Here is a 16,151-nt window from a genome sequence, read left to right as displayed (position 1 = left end):
GCACCATCACCCCCGACTCGCAGGGAGCCGCCATGAAAGCCGTGCAGGTCATCGAGTACGACAAGCCGCCCGAGTTGGTGGACGTGCCGGACCCGCAGATCACCGGTCCGCTCGATGTGATCGTGAGGATCGGGGGCGCCGGGGTCTGCCGGACCGATCTCCACATCCTGGAGGGGCAGTGGAGGGAGAAGAGCGGCGTCACCCTGCCCTACACGATCGGTCACGAGAACGCCGGCTGGGTCGCGGAGGTGGGGCAGGCCGTCACCCACGTCCGGGTCGGCGACCCGGTCATCCTGCACCCGCTGGCGACCTGCGGTCTGTGCCGCGCCTGCCGGGACGGCGACGACGTGCACTGCACGGACTCGGCCTTCCCCGGTATCGACGCCGACGGCGGCTACGCCGAGTACGTCAGGACCAGCGCCCGCTCCGTCGTGCCCCTCGCCCCGTCCCTCGACCCCGCTTCGGTGGCGGCGCTGGCCGACGCCGGGCTGACGGCGTACCACGCCGTCGCCAAGGCGGCCCGGGTGCTGCGGCCCGGTGACCGGGCGGTGGTCATCGGCGCGGGCGGACTCGGGCACATCGGGATCCAGGTGCTCCGGGCCCTGTCGCCGGTCGAGATGATCGTCGTCGACCGCAGTCCGGAAGCCCTGGCGCTGGCCCGGGAACTGGGCGCCGACCACACGCTCGTCGCGGACGGCAGCGAGGCCGAGCGGGTGCGGGAGCTCACCGGGGGGCACGGGGCGGAGGCCGTCCTGGACTTCGTCGGTGAGGGGGGCGCCGTCGAGACGGGCGTGGCCTGTCTGCGCCGCAATGGCAACTACTACGTCATCGGCTACGGCGGTCACCTCCACGTGCCGACGATCGACGTCATCTCCACGGAGATCAACTTCATCGGGAACCTCGTGGGCTCCTACAACGACCTCGCCGAGCTGATGGTCCTCGCGGCCCGCGGCAAGGTCACCCTGCACACCCAGCGCTACCCCCTCGACTCCTTCCGGCAGGCCCTCGACGACCTGCACACCGGGGCCGTCCGCGGCCGAGCGATCTTGATTCCCTGACACCGCAGGAGAAGACACATGCGCAGCAGACCGTACACGGGCCTGGTCGCCGTCGCGGCCGTCGCGGCCCTGACCGCCACCGCGTGCACCACCCGGAACGAGGAACAGCACAAGCCCGGGGACAAGGCCGCGCTCTTCAAGCCCGGCTCGGAGATCAGCTACAGGAAGTACGGCAAGAACTACCCGGCCACGAAGGTCAAGGACGTCCCCGGCCCCTGCAGCTACGAGTCGATCAGCCGCAGGGACTACTCCGGACAGACGCTGAAGATCATCAGCCATGCCGTCCCGGTCATCGGTGAGCCGACCCAACTGCACGCCAAGCAGTTCGAGGAGATCACCGGGGGGAAGGTCGAGGTGGTCAACGTCCCCTTCGGGGAACTGCACCAGAAGATCCTCACCCCCCTCCAGGCAGGCCAGCCCGCGTACGACGTCATGTTCTACCCGTCCCTGTGGATCGGCGACCTGGCACCGTACCTGGCACCGGTGCCGGAGAAGTACCTCAACACCCCCGGCATGAAGGACGTCACCAAGGCCTACATGGACGTGGCGACGTGGAACGGGGAGGTCGTGCAGTACCCGGTGGACGGCGACCGGCACTACCTCAAGATCCGCACCGATGTGCTGGAGGACCCCCAGCGGCAGGCGGAGTACAGGAAGGCGACGGGCAAGGAGCTCCGGGCCCCCGGCACCTGGGCCGAGTACCAGGAGATCGCCGAGGTCTTCAGCGGGAAGGACCTCGACGGCGACGGCAGGAAGAACTACGGCAGCGCCGAGGTCACCAAGCGCGATGACCTGACGTTCTCCGCGTTCATCAGCCGGGCGGCGCCGTATGTGAAGAATCCGCACGTCAAGGGCGGTGTCTTCTTCGACCCCGAGAGCATGAAGCCGCTGATCAACACACCCGGCTTCGTCCGCGCGCTGGAGGACATGGTCAAGGCGAAGTCCACCTGGGCACCCGGCGGCGCCAACTTCGGCCTGGGGGACGAGATCTTCTCCTTCGGCGGCGGCCAGACCCTGATGTCCTACTCCTGGGACGACGCCTTCGTCCAGGCCCAGCAGCCGGACAGCAGGATCCGCAACAAGGTTATGGCGGCGCCGCTGCCGGGCTCGACGGAGGTCTACAACCGCACCACGGAGTCGTGGGACAAGATGGCCAACCAGGCGCCCTACTTCACCTGGGGATGGACCTCGGCGGTGGCCAAGGCCTCCAGCCACCAGCAGATGGCCTTCGACTACCTGTGCTTCTTCAGCAACGAGGCCAACACGGCCCTCGACCTGACCATCGGCCGCTTCGGCGTCAACCCGTACCGCAACGCCCACTTCGACCCGGCGTTCTGGGAGAAGCAGGGCTGGGACAAGGACGTCGCCGAGTCGTATGTGAACACCCTCTCCGGCATGGAAAAGAGCCCCAACCGCGTCTTCGACCTGCGCGTCCCCGGTGTCAACCAGTACATGTCCGCGCTGGCCAACGGCGTCGCCGCGGCTCTGGCGGGACAGAGCTCCCCCCAGCGGGCGCTGGACGGCGTGGCCAGGCAATGGTCCGAGATCACCGATCAGATCGGCAGGGACAAGGTCCGCAGCGCCTATCGCAACGTGGTCGTGCTCGAGGCCGACTCCTGATCCGACCGCAGCACGCCCCGGGTGGCCGGCCGGTCCGGGCCGGCCACCCGGGGGCACCCCCCTTCCGCAAGGAGAACCATGGACGGCCTGCGCCGGCACAAGAGCATGTTCCTGCTGCCGGGACTGCTCACGCTCTGTCTGATCATCGTCTTCCCGCTTCTGTTCACCATCCGCGTCAGCTTCTCCGGCTGGAACGTCAGCAACCCGCAGTTGGACTTCATCGGCGGGGCCAACTACGGCGCGATGCTGCACGACAGCCGCTTCTGGGCCTCCATCACCCGGCTGATTCTGCTCGCCGGCGGCACGGTCCTGATCCAGTACCTCATCGGGTTCGGCATGGCCCTGCTGGTCTGGCGCGAGGTACGCGGCCGCAGATTCTGGCGGGTGCTCTTCCTCGTCCCCATGATGACCACGCCCGTGGTGATGGCCGCCATCTGGCAGACGATCTTCCATGAGTCCCTGGGACCGGCGAACGACCTGCTGGAGGTGCTGGGCCTGACCGGGATCCCCTGGCTCACCGAGTCGGGGCCGGCGCTGGTCGCGCTCATGACCGTCGAGGTGTGGCAGTGGACCCCGTTCATGTTCCTGCTGCTGCTGGCCGGCCTGCTGAGTCTGCCGAGGGAACCGTTCATGGCCGCGGCCATCGACGGCGCCGGCACCTGGCGCACCTTTCGCAAGGTGACGTTCCCGCTGATGGCGCCGGTCTCGGTGGCCGCGGTCATCATCCGGCTGATCGAGGCGTCCAAGCTCTCCGACAGCGTCTACGTCCTGACGTCCGGCGGGCCGGGATCCTCCACCGAGACCCCGGGCTACTACCTCTACATCCAGGGCCTCCGCGATCAGCAGACCGGCTACAGCGGGGCGATGTCCCTGACCTACCTCGTCCTGATGATCGTCACGCTCACGGTCGTCGCCGCCCTGCTCACCAGGGCCTTCAAGCTGAAGGGGGACTCATGAGGTCGCGCCTCTACCCCGTGTTCAAGTACACCGTGATCGCCCTGTGGGCCTGCTTCGTCGCGGGGCCGTTCCTCTGGGCGATGACGACCAGTTTCAAGAACGCCAACGCGGTCCAGGGCGGCCCCACCTACGTCCCCTGGGCGCAGTACGAGCCCACCCTCACCGGCTGGCGCAACATCTTCGGCGGCGCCGGCGGTGTCGATGTGATCGAACCCTTCGTCAACAGCGCCGTCGTCACCGTCGCCGCGTCCGCCATCAGCCTGACCCTGGGGTCCCTGGCCGCGTACGCGCTGTCCCGCTACCGCTTCAGGCTGGGCTTCATCAAGAACAGCGACATCGTCTTCTTCTTCGTCTCCCAGCGGATCATGCCGCCCGTCGTCCTGGTGATCCCCTTCTTCTACCTCCTGCAATGGGGCGGCCTCCTGGACAGCATCGCCGGACTGGTCATCGTGACGGTCGCGCTGCTGCTGCCCATCGCGGTCTGGGTGATGGTCGACTTCTTCAACGGCATCCCGCGGGAGATCGACGAGATGGCGATGCTGGACGGCTGCCCCCCGTTCCGGACCTTCGTCCGGGCGATACTGCCGAACTCCCTGCCCGGGCTGACCGTGGCCGCCATGTTCTGCGCCGTTTTCGGCTGGAACGACTTCTTCTTCGCCTTCCGGCTGACCTTCACCGAGGTCCAGACTCTGCCCCAGGCGGTCGTCGCCCTCAACTCTTCCATTCCACCGTGGTGGACGCTGTCCGCCGCCGCGCTGTTCGGCGTGGCACCGCTCGTCCTGCTCGCCCTCTGGGTCGAGCGCCTGCTGTCCAAGGGGAACCTGTCGGGAGCCGTCCGATGAACCTGTGCGCCACTGATCTGTGCCTGACCGTCGACGGCGTCGACCACCTCAGGAACGTGACCGCGACCTTCGAGCCGGGACGGCTGCACACCGTCATCGGCCGGACGATGGCCGGGAAGACGACTCTGCTGCGGGTGATCGCGGGCCTGGAGAAGGCGGACTCCGGCGCGCTGACCCGGGCGGGAGGGGACTTCCTGGGGACACCGGTGTGGCGACGCGACACCGCCATGGTCTACCAGCAGTTCATCAACTACCCGCATCTCAACGTGTTCGACAATGTGGCCTTCCCGCTGAAGCGGGCCGGGCTGCCACGGGACGAGATCCGGCGACGGGTCCGGCAGAGCCTGGCGCGTGTGGGGCTCGCGGACTTCGAGAGGCGCAAGCCCTCCCAGCTCTCCGGCGGCCAGCAGCAGCGCGTCGCGATGGCGCGCGCCCTGGCCCGCGCCACCGGCATCCTCCTGCTCGACGAGCCGCTGGCGAACCTGGACTACAAGTTGCGCGAACAACTGCGCGACGAGTTCCGGACCCTCTTCTCCGACCGGGGCGACACCATCGTCGTCTACACGACCACGGAACCCGCCGAGGCGATGATGCTCGGCGACGTGGTGCTGGTCATGCACGAGGGCCGGATCCTCCAGACGGGCACCCCACGGGAGGTCTACGAACGCCCGGCGACCACGACGGTCGCGTCCATCGTCAACGACCCGCCCATGAACATCTTCGCGGGCAGGATCGAGAGCGGCCGGGTCGTGGCGGCCGGTCTCCAGGCCGTACCCGCCCCCGCGCACCTGGCCGACCTGCCCGATGGGCGCTACCAGTTCGGCCTGCGCGCGACGGACGTCGGCCTGGCCGCCGGCGGGGTCGGGGGTGAGGCCGTCTTCGTGGAGATCTCCGGTTCCGAGACCTTCGTCCACGCTGCCGTCGGCGAGACCCCCTTCGTCGTGCAGATCGAGGGCATCCACGACATCGGCCTCGGCGACCCGGTCGAACTGCGGCTCCGCGAAGGCCGGTTGTTCGCCTTCGACGAGCAAGGGGCACTCGTGCGGACACCTTCGTACGAGCACACCGAAGTGGAAGGGCGTTGACATGGCGCAGTTGGACATCGTCGACGTCGGGCACGCGTACGCGCCGGGCGTCGAAGAGGAGCGGTGGGCCCTCAAGCCGCTGAGGCTGACCTTCGAACCGGGCAAGACCTATGCGCTGGTCGGTCCGTCGGGGTGCGGCAAGACGACACTGCTGAACATCCTCTCCGGGCTGGTCAGACCCTCGCGGGGAAAGGTGCTGTTCGACGGCGTCGACGTCACGGACCGGCCCACGAAGGCCCGCAACATCGCCCAGGTCTTCCAGTTCCCGGTCATCTACAGGTCCATGACCGTCTACGAGAACCTCGCCTTCCCGCTGCAGTGCAGGCGCTGGGACAAGGCGAGGATCGACGCCAAGGTCCGGCAGGTCGCCGAGGCCCTGGACCTGCACGACCGGCTGAGCCGGCCCGCCCGCGGACTCACAGCCGACGACAAGCAGCTGATCTCGCTCGGCCGCGGCCTGGTCCGCGACGACGTGGCGGCCGTGCTGATGGACGAGCCGCTCACCGTCATCGACCCGCAGCTGAAGCACTCGCTGCGGCGCAGGATCCGTGAGATCACCGAGCAGTTCCGGCCCACGGTGATCTATGTGACGCACGACCAGTACGAGGCGATGAGCTTCGCGCAGGAGGTGCTGGTGATGAAGGACGGCCGCGCCGTACAGCAGGGCACCCCGGAACAGCTCTTCGAGGCGCCCTCGACCACCTACGTCGGCTACTTCATCGGCTCACCGGCGATGAACTTCCTGACCGTGGACCGGGCCGACGGGCAGTTCACCCTGGAGGGCCGGACGCTGGCCGTCGCCTGGGACATCCCGCAGAGCCCGGCCCGGCTCCAGGTGGGCGTCCGGCCCGAGTACGTCAGGATCGTCACGGAGCCCGGTCCCAACACCTTCCCCGGCAGACTGCGGAGTGTCACGGACCACGGCGCGCAGCGGGTGCTCGAGGTCGAGGTGGCCGGGCAGCTCGTGAGGACCAAGACACCGCGGGAGGAGGGGCTTCCGGCGGGTGAGGGGGTCCTGGTCCATCTCCCGCGCGCCAAGGTCCTGCCCTACGCGGACGGCCGGTTGGCGCTCCGGTCCTGACGGTCCGTCGGGACGCGCACGCCACTTGCGCGTCCCCTCGCGGCTCGGGGTCGCCCGCACGGCCGCGGTGGGACGCGGGGCGGTGCGGCCGTTCCGGGATCGTTGCGGCGCGTTCGCTCTCGCGGGTCCGTGGACCGGCGGCGGGCGGACGGAGGTCGTACGATCCTGTCTCGGCGAGCCCGAGTGGCTCCGGGAGGACAGAGGAACAACCCCGCGCCGCAGTTCGGCCTGCCACCGGCCGGTCGTGCACGACGAGACCGGCCGCGGGCGGGGCTCCGTGCCGGCCCGAACGTTCTCCGTGCCGCGCCGCCGCGCGGCGGACATCACCACCGACATCAGCGAAGGAATTCCATGATCTTCATCACCGCCAAGTTCCGGGTCCGTCCCGAGGACGCCGACCGCTGGCCCGAGATCACCGCCGACTTCACCCGGGCCACGCGCGCCGAGCCCGGCTGCCTGTGGTTCGACTGGTCGCGCAGTGTGGAGGACCCGACGGAGTACGTCCTGGTGGAGGCCTTCCGCGACGACGAGGCCGGGGGCGCGCATGTGCAGTCCGCCCACTTCCGGGCGGCGCAGCAGACGCTGCCACCCCATCTGGTCGAGACGCCGCGCATCGTCCACATGACCGTTCCGCAGGACGACTGGTCGCCACTGGGGGAGATGGCGGTCCCCGGCCAGGAGTAGTGGTCCCGGCGCGGGTGCGGCGCTGCCCCCGGGGAATCCGCAGTCACCCTGGCAGGGCCGTGCCGGGGAGGCTCCGATGAGGGGGCGGTGCGACCGCCGCGCCATCACAGTCCTTGTCGAGGCCCTCGCGGAGAGCCCGGCACCACCTTCATGGTGGGCGAGCGCACTCCGGCAGGGAGAACTATGGTGCCCCACCACATGTGATGGTGACGTGCTGCTTTCTACGTTGTGCCGACACGAATACGTCCCCGCCAACGCCTGGAAGTGGTGTTCATGGCCGCCTCGGCAACCGCTCCACCAGCCCCGTCGAACCTCAAGCGCATCGTCGCCGCCTCCCTCATCGGCACCACCATCGAGTGGTACGACTTCTTCCTCTACGGATCAGCCGCGGCGCTGGTCTTCAACAAGCTGTTCTTCCCCGAGTCCGATCCGCTCGTGGGAACCCTGCTGTCGTTCCTGACGTACGCGGTCGGGTTCGCCGCGCGACCGCTCGGGGCGCTGGTGTTCGGGCACTACGGGGACCGCCTCGGGCGCAAGAAGCTGCTGGTGCTGAGTCTGCTGCTGATGGGCGGTGCGACCTTCGCGATCGGTCTGCTGCCGACGCACGCCACCATCGGCAGCGCCGCCCCCGTGCTGTTGACGGTACTGCGGCTGATCCAGGGCTTCGCGCTCGGTGGTGAGTGGGGCGGAGCCGTCCTGCTGGTGTCGGAGCACGGCGATGCGCGCCGGCGCGGCTTCTGGGCCTCGTGGCCGCAGACCGGGGCGCCGGCGGGGCAGTTGCTGGCCACGGGTGTGCTGTCGGCGCTGACGGCACTGCTGTCGGAGGCCGCCTTCACCTCATGGGGCTGGCGCGTACCGTTCCTGCTGTCCGGTGTACTGGTCATCGTCGGGCTCTGGATCCGGCTCTCGGTGGACGAGTCGCCGGTGTTCAAGGCCGCGCTGGCGCAGGCCGAGGAGCGCAGGGCCACGGCCGGCCAGGTCGAGAGGATGCCGCTCGTCGCGGTGCTGCGCCACCACTGGAGGGACGTCCTGATCGCGATGGGGGCCCGGATGGCGGAGAACATCAGCTACTACGTGATCACCGCCTTCATCCTCGTCTACGCCACCACCTCGGCGGGCCTGAGCAAGCAGACCGCGCTCAACGCCGTACTGATCGCCTCGGCCGTGCACTTCGCGGTGATCCCGCTCTGGGGCGCGCTGTCCGACCGGATCGGCCGCCGGCCGGTGTACCTGATCGGCGCGGTCGGCGTGGGAGCGTGGATGTTCCCGTTCTTCGCGCTCATCGACGCCGAGTCGTTCGGCAGCCTGCTGCTCGCCGTCACCGTCGGACTGGTGCTGCACGGCGCGATGTACGCACCGCAGGCGGCCTTCTTCTCGGAGATGTTCGCGACGCGCATGCGGTACTCGGGCGCCTCCATCGGTGCCCAGTTCTCCTCGGTGGCCGCCGGGGCTCCCGCGCCGCTGATCGCCACCGCGCTGCTCGCCGACCACGGCACCTCCACGCCGATCGCGCTGTACGTCATCGCGGCCGCGCTGCTCACGGTCGTGGCCGTGGCGTGCGCCCGTGAGACGCGTGACCGCGACCTGGCCTCCGTCGAGGCGGGCGTCCACGGCGACGCCGCCCAGGGCGCCCGGGGGTCGAAAGCGGACGCTCCGGCCTCCGCCTGAACCCTCCCCCCTCCGGAGCCGCGTGGACCGCGCACAACGGTCCACGCGGCTCCTCGCGTGCGAGGTGGTGACTGCACTCGCGCCGTCTGCCCGGTCGTGGGAGAGACGGCCCTTGGCACGCGGTGAGCGGGGCGTGGTCAGGGGACGTCGTCGGAGGGGCGTCGTCGTCGGAGGGGCGTCGTCGTCGGAGGGGCGTCGTCGTCGGAGGGGCGTCGTCGTCGGAGGGTGGGCGCGGGATGTCCGCGGGCGCGGGCACATCCGGGAGACGGGAGCGGGCACGTACCGCCGGGTCCCAGGGCCTCCGCCCGGGACGGCCGACGCCGCACGGCCCTCGACGACGGCCCTCGTCAGCGCGCGACCGCCCCCGATATCGCGTGCAGCCGCAGCGCCAGCTGGATCTCCAGGGCGCGGGGCGGCGACTGCCAGTCCTCGCCGAGGAGTCTGCCGATGCGTTCCAGCCGCTGGGCGACCGTGTTCACATGGACGTGCAGTTCGTCCTTGGTCCGGGCCGGACTCATACCGCCGGCGAAGTAGGCGTCGAGGGTGCGCACCAGGTCGGTACCGCGGCGCTCGTCGTAATCGGCGACCGGGCCGATGGTTCGGTGGACGAAGCCCTCGATGTCGCCGGTGTCGGCGAGCAGCAGGCCGAGGAACCCCAGGTCCGGTGCCGCGGCTCCTTCCCCGGAACGGCCCAGCAGCCGCAGGGCCTCCACACAGCGCCGCGCCTCCGCGTAGGCCGCGTGGACCGAGCCGGGAGTGGCGGGTGCCTCGACCGGCGCCGAGGCGCCGACGGTGACGGGCTCGCGGAGGGTGCCGCCGAGATGTTTCGCGGTCTGGCGTGCCAGCTCGGACGCGCTGTCACCGGGGCCCATCGGAAGCAGGAGCACCGTACCGCCGTCGCGGGTCGCCGCCAGCCCGTGGCGGGTGGCCGCCAGATGCGAGGCCGCGGACCGCAGGCGCTGACGGTCGGCGGTGGCCCGGTCGCCGCCCCCTCCGGTCGGCGGGGCGTCGATCCGCGCGGCGAGCACGACGTGCGGGGCGTCCAGATCGGCCCGCAGACGGGCGGCGCGCTCGCGCAGCAGGCGGGGGTCGCGTCCGGGTGCGTCCAGCAGGTCGTCCAGCAGTTCCCCCCGCACCCGCTGCTCGACCTCGCCGGCGGATCGGCGGGCCAGTAGCAGCAGGGACGTGACCATCGCGGCCCGCTCGAGAGTGCGCCGGTCGACGGGGTCCAGGGCGGGATGGCCGTGCAGCACGAGCGCGCCGAGGAGTTCCCCGCCTGCGGACACGGCGGCGACCCAGTCGTCCCCGTGCCGCACGGCGTGGCCGTCGGCGCCGGTGAACTCCACGCCGGCCGGCGAGGGCGCGTCCGGTTCGGCGAATTCCACCGTCCCGTCGAGCACTTCGGACACGGCTCCGGCGACGTCGTGGACCCCGCCGCCGTGCAGGACCAGCTCCGTGAGACGGTCGTGGACGTCCGAGGCCCGCTCGATGACGGCGCTGTGGTCGCGGATGATGGCGTTCGCCCGCTCCAGCTCGGCCAGCGCGCTCCGCGTCTCGGCCAGCAGATTGGCGGTGTCGATGGCGACCGCGGCGTGGGCGGCGAAGGAGGCGAGCAGCGCCACCTGCTCCCGCTCGAAGACCCGGGCGCGGCGGTCGGCGGCGAAGAGCACGCCGATCACCTGGCTGCCCAGCGTCAGCGGAACGCCGAGGATCGCGACGAGTCCTTCGTCGCGGACGCCCGAGTCGATGGCGCGGGTGTGCTGGAAGCGCTCGTCGTCGAAGTAGCTGTCGGTCACGTACGGCCGGGCGGTCTGGGCGACCAGCCCGCCGAGGCCCTCCCCCATGCCGAGCCGGAGCTGCTGGAAGCGGGCCGACACCGAGCCCTCGGTGACCCGCATGTAGGTGTCGCCGGCCGCCGGGTCGTTGAGGCTGAGATAGGCGACCTCCGTGCCGAGGAGCGACCGGGCGCGCTGCACGATGGCCCGCAGCACCGCGTCGAGGTCGCGCAGCCCCGCCAGATCGTGCGCGGTCTCGAACAGCGCGGACAGCTCCGCCTCGCGGCGGCGTCTGCCTTCGAGCTCGGCGCGCACGCGCAGGGCGAGCTGCTTGGCGCGCTCCAGACCGGAGAGCGTCTCGGGACCGGCGCCTTCCGCACGGGCGAGCAGCGCGGGCCGGTCGTACGCCTCGGCGGGCGCGTCGCGTGCGAGCAGCTCCAGGTAGGAGGCCTGTTCATGGGACATGGTCACAGGGATACCTGCCGGGTCGGGGGTCCCGCCAGCCCTGTGGACGACCGGGCCCGTGTGGACGACTCCGTCACCCGCTGCTCGCGGATTTGTCGCCCCGGTCCCTTCAGTGCGCGGTCCAGCCGCCGTCCAGGACGAGCGACGTACCGGTGACGAAGGACGACTGCGGGGTGCAGAGGTACGCGACCGCCTCCGCGACCTCCTCCGGTTCGACGAGCCGCTTCAGGGCCGAGTCCTTCAGCAGGACCTCCGTGAGCACCCGCTCCTCCGGGATGCCGTGGGCGGCGGCCTGGTCCGCGATCTGCTTCTCGACGAGGGGGGTACGCACATAGCCCGGGTTCACACAGTTGGAGGTGACTCCATGGGCGGCGCCCTCCAGGGCGGCGGTCTTGGACAGTCCTTCCAAACCATGTTTGGCGGCCACATAGGCGGACTTGTAGGCCGAGGCACGGAGCCCGTGCACGGAGGAAAGGTTGACGATGCGCCCCCATCCCTTGGCGTACATCTGTGGGAGCGCTCCTCTGATCAGCCGGAAAGGGGCCTCCAGCATCACGGTGAGCACGGTGCGGAAGACGTCCGGCGGGAACTCCTCGATGGGGCGGACGAGCTGCAGGCCCGCGTTGTTCACGAGCACGTCGGTACCGGCGGCGGCCTCCTCCGCGGCGTCCAGGTCGGTCAGGTCCAGCGCAAGGGGTTCCACGCCGCCCGCGAGACCGAGCTCCTGGGCCCGTCCGACCAGCGCGTCGAGGCCCGTCGCGTCCCGGTCGACGGCCCTGACCTCGGCTCCGGCCGCCGCGAGCCGCAGGGCGCAGGCACGTCCGATACCGCCCGCGGCGCCGGTGACCAGGGCGGTACGGCCGCCGAGGTCGAGGGACACGGACGGCTTTCCGGCGGAGGGAACGGGGTGGGGGACGGGACCCTGGTTCATGGTCATGGTCCGCACCCTAGGGACAGCGAGGACGCCGACCGATGTGGTCAACGCCCATAGTTCAAATGGCCAACGTGGAGTCGAACCACGTCGGGCCGTCGGTGAGCGCCTGCTTGATCCGGAAGAGGGCGAACTCCTCGAGCTCGGGCAGCGCGTCGACGGGGAACCACCCCACCTCCAGCGACTCCTCGTCGTTGACGCGTGCCTCACCGCCGACCGCCCGGCAGCGCAGGCACACGTCCATGAACTGGCACCGGTCGCCGTTGGGGTAGGTCACCGGCCGCGCGAACGTCTGGACGAGCACGATGCGCTCGGGGACGCAGCGTACGGCGGTCTCCTCGTACACCTCCCGAACCGCTGCCGTGGCCGGCTGCTCACCCGGCTCGGGGATCCCGCCGATGATCGACCACTTGCCGGTGTCGGCGCGTTTTCCCAGGAGCACCCGTCCGTCGTCGTCGAAGACCACGGCGCTGACCCCCGGCAGGAAGAGCAGCTGGTGACCGGCGGAGGTCCGGATCTCACGGATGAAATCGGGGATGCCCATGAACCGACCCTAACGGGCCGCGTCCCGACGCTCCTTCGCGCGGGTGCGCACCACCCCGCCCATGGCGCCGAGCGCGAGCGCCGCGAGGACGCCCTCGGGGAAGGTGCCCATGCGGGTCGCGGGGGTCAGGGAGGAACGCAGCGGCACCTCGGCGACCAGGGCGTCCGGGGTGAACATCCGGGTCTGCTGCACGATCGTCCCGTCCGGCCGGATGATGGCGCTGACACCGCTGGTGACGGGCACCACGACGGCCCTGCTGTGCTCGACCGCACGCACCCGGGACATCGCCAGTTGCTGGTAGGTCATCTCGCTGCGGCCGAAGGTGGCGTTGTTGCTGGGTACGGAGATCAGCCGGGCGCCGTGCGTGACGGTGTCCCGCACCGCCCAGTCGAAGGCCGCCTCGTAGCAGGTGGCGAGGCCCACCTTGGTGCCCGCCAGATCGAAGACGCCCACCTCGTCGCCGGGGCCGAAGTCGCGGCGGACCCGGTCCACGTCGGAGCTGAAGAGGCGGACGAAGGGCCTCATGGGGATGTACTCGCCGAAAGGCTGCACATGCCGTTTGTCGTAGGTGGCCACCGGCCCCTTCTCGGGGTCCCAGGTGATCAGGGTGTTGCGCAGCGGCCCGGTGTCGGGGGTCAGGACGGCCCCGATCACGGTCGGCGCCCCGATGGCCCTGACGGCCCGGTCGATCACCGTCCGCGCGTCGCCGTTGCGGTACGGGTCGAGGTCCGAGGAGTTCTCCGGCCACAGCACGAAGTCCGGCTCGGGCACCCTGCCCGCGGCGACGTCCTCGGCGAGCTGCTCGGTGCGGTTCGCGTGGTTGTCGAGGACGGCCCGGCGCTGTGCGTTGAAGTCGAGGCCGAGCCGCGGCACGTTGCCCTGCACGGCCGCGACGGTCGCCGTGCCGTCCTCGGCCGAGTCGTCCACCAGGGGCAGCGCGGCGACGGCGGCGGTGACGGGGACGAGGACGGTGAGCGCGGCGCCGGCGAGCGGCCCCCGCGGGAGCTCGCCCGTCCTCCGGTACTCACGGAGGCGGCGGGCCGTCTCGTACAGTCCGAAGCCGCACAGCGCGACCGCGAAGCCCAGCACGGGGGTGCCGCCCACCGCGGCGAGCGGCAGGAAGAGACCGTCCGCCTGGCCGAAGGCGATCTTGCCCCAGGGGAATCCACCGAAGGGGACCCGCGCGCGCAGACCCTCACCCAGGATCCACACGGCGGCTCCCCACACCGGCCAGAGCGGCAGCCGGGACACGACGGCGACACCGACGCCGGTCACGGCGACGAACAGCGCCTCGACCGCGGCCAGGGCCAGCCACGGAACGGCGCCGACCTCCTCTCCCGTCCAGACGAGCAGCGGCAGCAGGAAGCCCAGCCCGGCGAGGTGGCCGAGCCCGAACGCGGCCCGCGCCCGCCGCCCGTGGAGGCACCAGCCGAGCAGCGCGAAGCCGGGGAGCGCCAGCCACCACAGCGGGCGCGGCGGAAAGCTCAGGAACAGCATGCCGCCGGACAGCACGGACGCGGCGGGCCCGGCGAGCCGCCGCAGGAGCCTGCCGGCCCGCTCGGAGGGGGCGGGCACGGGCTGCCGGGTACCGGGGGGAGTGATGGTGGCGCTCACGTGCCGGAGTCTACGGCGGCGCGGCCCACCGACGTCGGCGCGGCACCGGCACCGGCACCGGCACCGGGGACGACCGTGCACCACGCGCCCCCCGGTGCGGAGGACCACCGTGCACCACGCGCCCCCGGTGCGGAGGACCACCGTGCACCACGCGCCGCCGGTGCGGAGGACGACGGCGGAGCACGGGCCCGCTGACCTTCCCGGCATCCTGCCGGCGCCCGTCCCGGCAGTGGAAGAGGCGTCCTTCCGCGCAGCCGGGAGAGGGGGTTCCGCAGCCGCGAGGACGGGTTCCGCCGGCGGTCAGGCGGCCGTCGTCGTCCCCGTGGAGGCTCCTGGCCGGAGGTGGTCGCGTATCACTCGGACCGCCGTCTCGGCATCGTCCACGGTGACCGTGAAGGTGCGGCCGTCACCGAGGGTCAGCGCGATGCCCTCGCCCCGTCGGACGATGACTGCGGTGCCCTGCTCCGGACGCCAGCGGCAGCCCCAGCCGCCCCAGTGGCAGGGCGTCACCTTGGGGACGAATTCGGCACCGACGACCTGTGCGAGCGGAATCCTGCGCCGAGGCACTCCCATGTGGCCGCAGCGCACCTCCATGGCGTCCTTGTCGACCTTCACCGCCACATGGACGAAGGCGAGCGTCCCGAAGAGCATCAGAAGCCCGGCGGCGACGCAGCCGATGACCGACATCAGCAGGGCGACGACGCCCGACGTCCACGGCGCGTCGACGGCGAGTTCGATTCCGAGGGCCATGCAGGCCGCTCCTGCGGCGGCCAGGACCCACTGGAGGCGGTTGGTCGCGCGACCGGTCCAGAGTGCGGGCGGCGGCTCTCCGGCCTGCCCCTTGTCACGGGGGTGGTCCGTCATGCTTCGCACAGTACTCACCTTCCGGCTCGGGAGCACTGCCTCGTGGGTAGGTCCTCGGAGCCGTGGGAACTGCTCTTCTGCTCCGCTTCTGCCCAGGTCGTCCCGGGCGAACCGGATCCGTCGGAGCCCTGCCGCTCAGTGTGCGGGCGTGACCGGTTTCACCGCTTCGAGCATCCTGCCCTCGGCGTACGCCCGGGCCGCTCCGGGAAGCTCCGAGACACGGCCGCTGAGCAGCACCGCCAGACCGCCGTCGGGCGCGGCCGCGGGCGCGGGACGTGCACCGACGCGCCGCAGCGCCTGGGCGGCGACGGCCCCGGCGGAGCCGTGCAGGACGACCGGCGGGAGCCCCTCCGGGCGGCCCTCCGCCACGGCGGCGCGGATCTGCTCGGCGACGAGCTCGTAGTGGGTGCAGCCGAGGACCACGGCGCGTACGTCCGAAGGGGTGAGTGCTGCCGCGGCGGCCACCGCGCGGGCCACGGCCGCCTCGTCCGCCCACTGGACGGCGTCGGCGAGACCGGGGCAGGGCACTTCGGTGACCCGGGCTCCGTCGGCGAAGTCCGCAATGAGCCCGCGCTGGTAGGGGCTGCCCGTGGTGGCCGGGGTGGCCCAGATGGCGACCCGGCCGCCGCCGGCGGCCGCGGGCTTGATCGCGGGCACGGTGCCGATGACCGGCAGGCCGGGCTCCAGCGCGGCGCGCAGCGCCGGCAGGGCGTGGACGGACGCGGTGTTGCAGGCGACGATCAGCGCGTCCGGGCGGTGCGCGGCCGCTGCCCCGGCGACGGTGAGGGCGCGCTCGGTGACGTCCTCCGGGGTGCGCGGACCCCACGGCATGCCGTCGGGGTCGGAAGAGAGGACGAGATCGGCGTCGGGCCGCAGCCGGCGCACCGCGGCGGCCGCCGCGAGGAGGCCGATTCCCGAGTCCATGAGCGCGATCTTCACCCGGTCACCCTAGCCGACGGGCCT

Annotated in this window: 14 protein-coding genes; 8 read left to right on the top strand and 6 right to left on the bottom strand. The window is 71.3% G+C overall.

Features of this window, described 5'->3' with window-relative positions:
* Positions 1-32 precede the first annotated feature (32 nt).
* The 8 genes from O7595_RS30040 (at position 33) to O7595_RS30005 (ending at position 8,995) form a co-directional block, all read left to right on the top strand.
* Positions 33-1,058: an NAD(P)-dependent alcohol dehydrogenase gene (locus tag O7595_RS30040; protein ID WP_269731713.1), complete on the top strand. Its 1,026-nt coding sequence runs from the start codon at positions 33-35 to the stop codon at positions 1,056-1,058.
* An 18-nt stretch (positions 1,059-1,076) separates the two neighbouring features.
* Complete coding sequence (locus tag O7595_RS30035) at positions 1,077-2,678, top strand: extracellular solute-binding protein (RefSeq protein WP_269731712.1); 1,602 nt, start codon at positions 1,077-1,079, stop codon at positions 2,676-2,678.
* Between the two features lie 78 nt (positions 2,679-2,756).
* A complete protein-coding gene (locus O7595_RS30030) occupies positions 2,757-3,635 on the top strand; it encodes a carbohydrate ABC transporter permease (protein ID WP_269731711.1) in 879 nt (292 codons plus the stop codon).
* Positions 3,632-4,477, top strand: coding sequence for a carbohydrate ABC transporter permease (locus tag O7595_RS30025; RefSeq protein ID WP_269731710.1), 846 nt, complete (start codon positions 3,632-3,634; stop codon positions 4,475-4,477). The genes O7595_RS30030 and O7595_RS30025 overlap by 4 nt, the downstream gene beginning before the upstream one ends.
* On the top strand, positions 4,474-5,562 hold the full coding sequence (locus O7595_RS30020; protein ID WP_269731709.1) for an ABC transporter ATP-binding protein: 1,089 nt from the start codon (positions 4,474-4,476) through the stop codon (positions 5,560-5,562). Before O7595_RS30025 ends, O7595_RS30020 begins: the two co-directional genes overlap by 4 nt.
* 1 nt (position 5,563) lies before the next feature.
* Positions 5,564-6,643, top strand: coding sequence for an ABC transporter ATP-binding protein (locus O7595_RS30015; RefSeq protein WP_269731708.1), 1,080 nt, complete (start codon positions 5,564-5,566; stop codon positions 6,641-6,643).
* Positions 6,644-6,994: 351 nt separating this feature from the next.
* Complete coding sequence (locus tag O7595_RS30010; protein WP_269731707.1) at positions 6,995-7,327, top strand: putative quinol monooxygenase; 333 nt, start codon at positions 6,995-6,997, stop codon at positions 7,325-7,327.
* A gap of 273 nt (positions 7,328-7,600) precedes the next feature.
* Positions 7,601-8,995, top strand: a complete 1,395-nt coding sequence (locus tag O7595_RS30005; RefSeq protein WP_269731706.1) for an MFS transporter — start codon at positions 7,601-7,603, stop codon at positions 8,993-8,995.
* A gap of 347 nt (positions 8,996-9,342) precedes the next feature.
* On the opposite strand, the gene O7595_RS30000 is transcribed toward O7595_RS30005, so the two are convergent.
* The 6 genes from O7595_RS30000 to O7595_RS29975 form a co-directional block, all read right to left on the bottom strand.
* Positions 9,343-11,235 (bottom strand): helix-turn-helix domain-containing protein, encoded by a 1,893-nt coding sequence (locus O7595_RS30000; RefSeq protein WP_269731705.1) that lies wholly within the window; start codon positions 11,233-11,235, stop codon positions 9,343-9,345.
* 109 nt (positions 11,236-11,344) lie between these two features.
* Entirely contained in the window at positions 11,345-12,172 is an 828-nt protein-coding gene (locus tag O7595_RS29995) for a 3-hydroxybutyrate dehydrogenase (RefSeq protein WP_269731704.1), read from the bottom strand.
* Positions 12,173-12,227: 55 nt separating this feature from the next.
* Complete coding sequence (locus O7595_RS29990) at positions 12,228-12,710, bottom strand: NUDIX hydrolase (protein WP_269731703.1); 483 nt, start codon at positions 12,708-12,710, stop codon at positions 12,228-12,230.
* A 9-nt stretch (positions 12,711-12,719) separates the two neighbouring features.
* Positions 12,720-14,324 carry an apolipoprotein N-acyltransferase gene (gene lnt / locus O7595_RS29985; protein ID WP_269731702.1) on the bottom strand — a complete coding sequence of 535 codons (1,605 nt, stop codon included), beginning with the start codon at positions 14,322-14,324 and terminating at the stop codon, positions 12,720-12,722.
* A 300-nt stretch (positions 14,325-14,624) separates the two neighbouring features.
* The gene (locus O7595_RS29980; protein WP_269731701.1) at positions 14,625-15,188 is read right to left on the bottom strand and encodes a hypothetical protein; all 564 of its coding nucleotides are present in this window, start codon (positions 15,186-15,188) and stop codon (positions 14,625-14,627) included.
* Between the two features lie 135 nt (positions 15,189-15,323).
* Positions 15,324-16,127 carry a glutamate racemase gene (locus tag O7595_RS29975; protein ID WP_269731700.1) on the bottom strand — a complete coding sequence of 268 codons (804 nt, stop codon included), beginning with the start codon at positions 16,125-16,127 and terminating at the stop codon, positions 15,324-15,326.
* Between the last annotated feature and the right edge of the window lie 24 nt (positions 16,128-16,151).

Source organism: Streptomyces sp. WMMC940, assembly GCF_027460265.1.
GTDB lineage: Bacteria > Actinomycetota > Actinomycetes > Streptomycetales > Streptomycetaceae > Streptomyces.
This window is presented reverse-complemented; position numbering and strand designations above follow the sequence as displayed.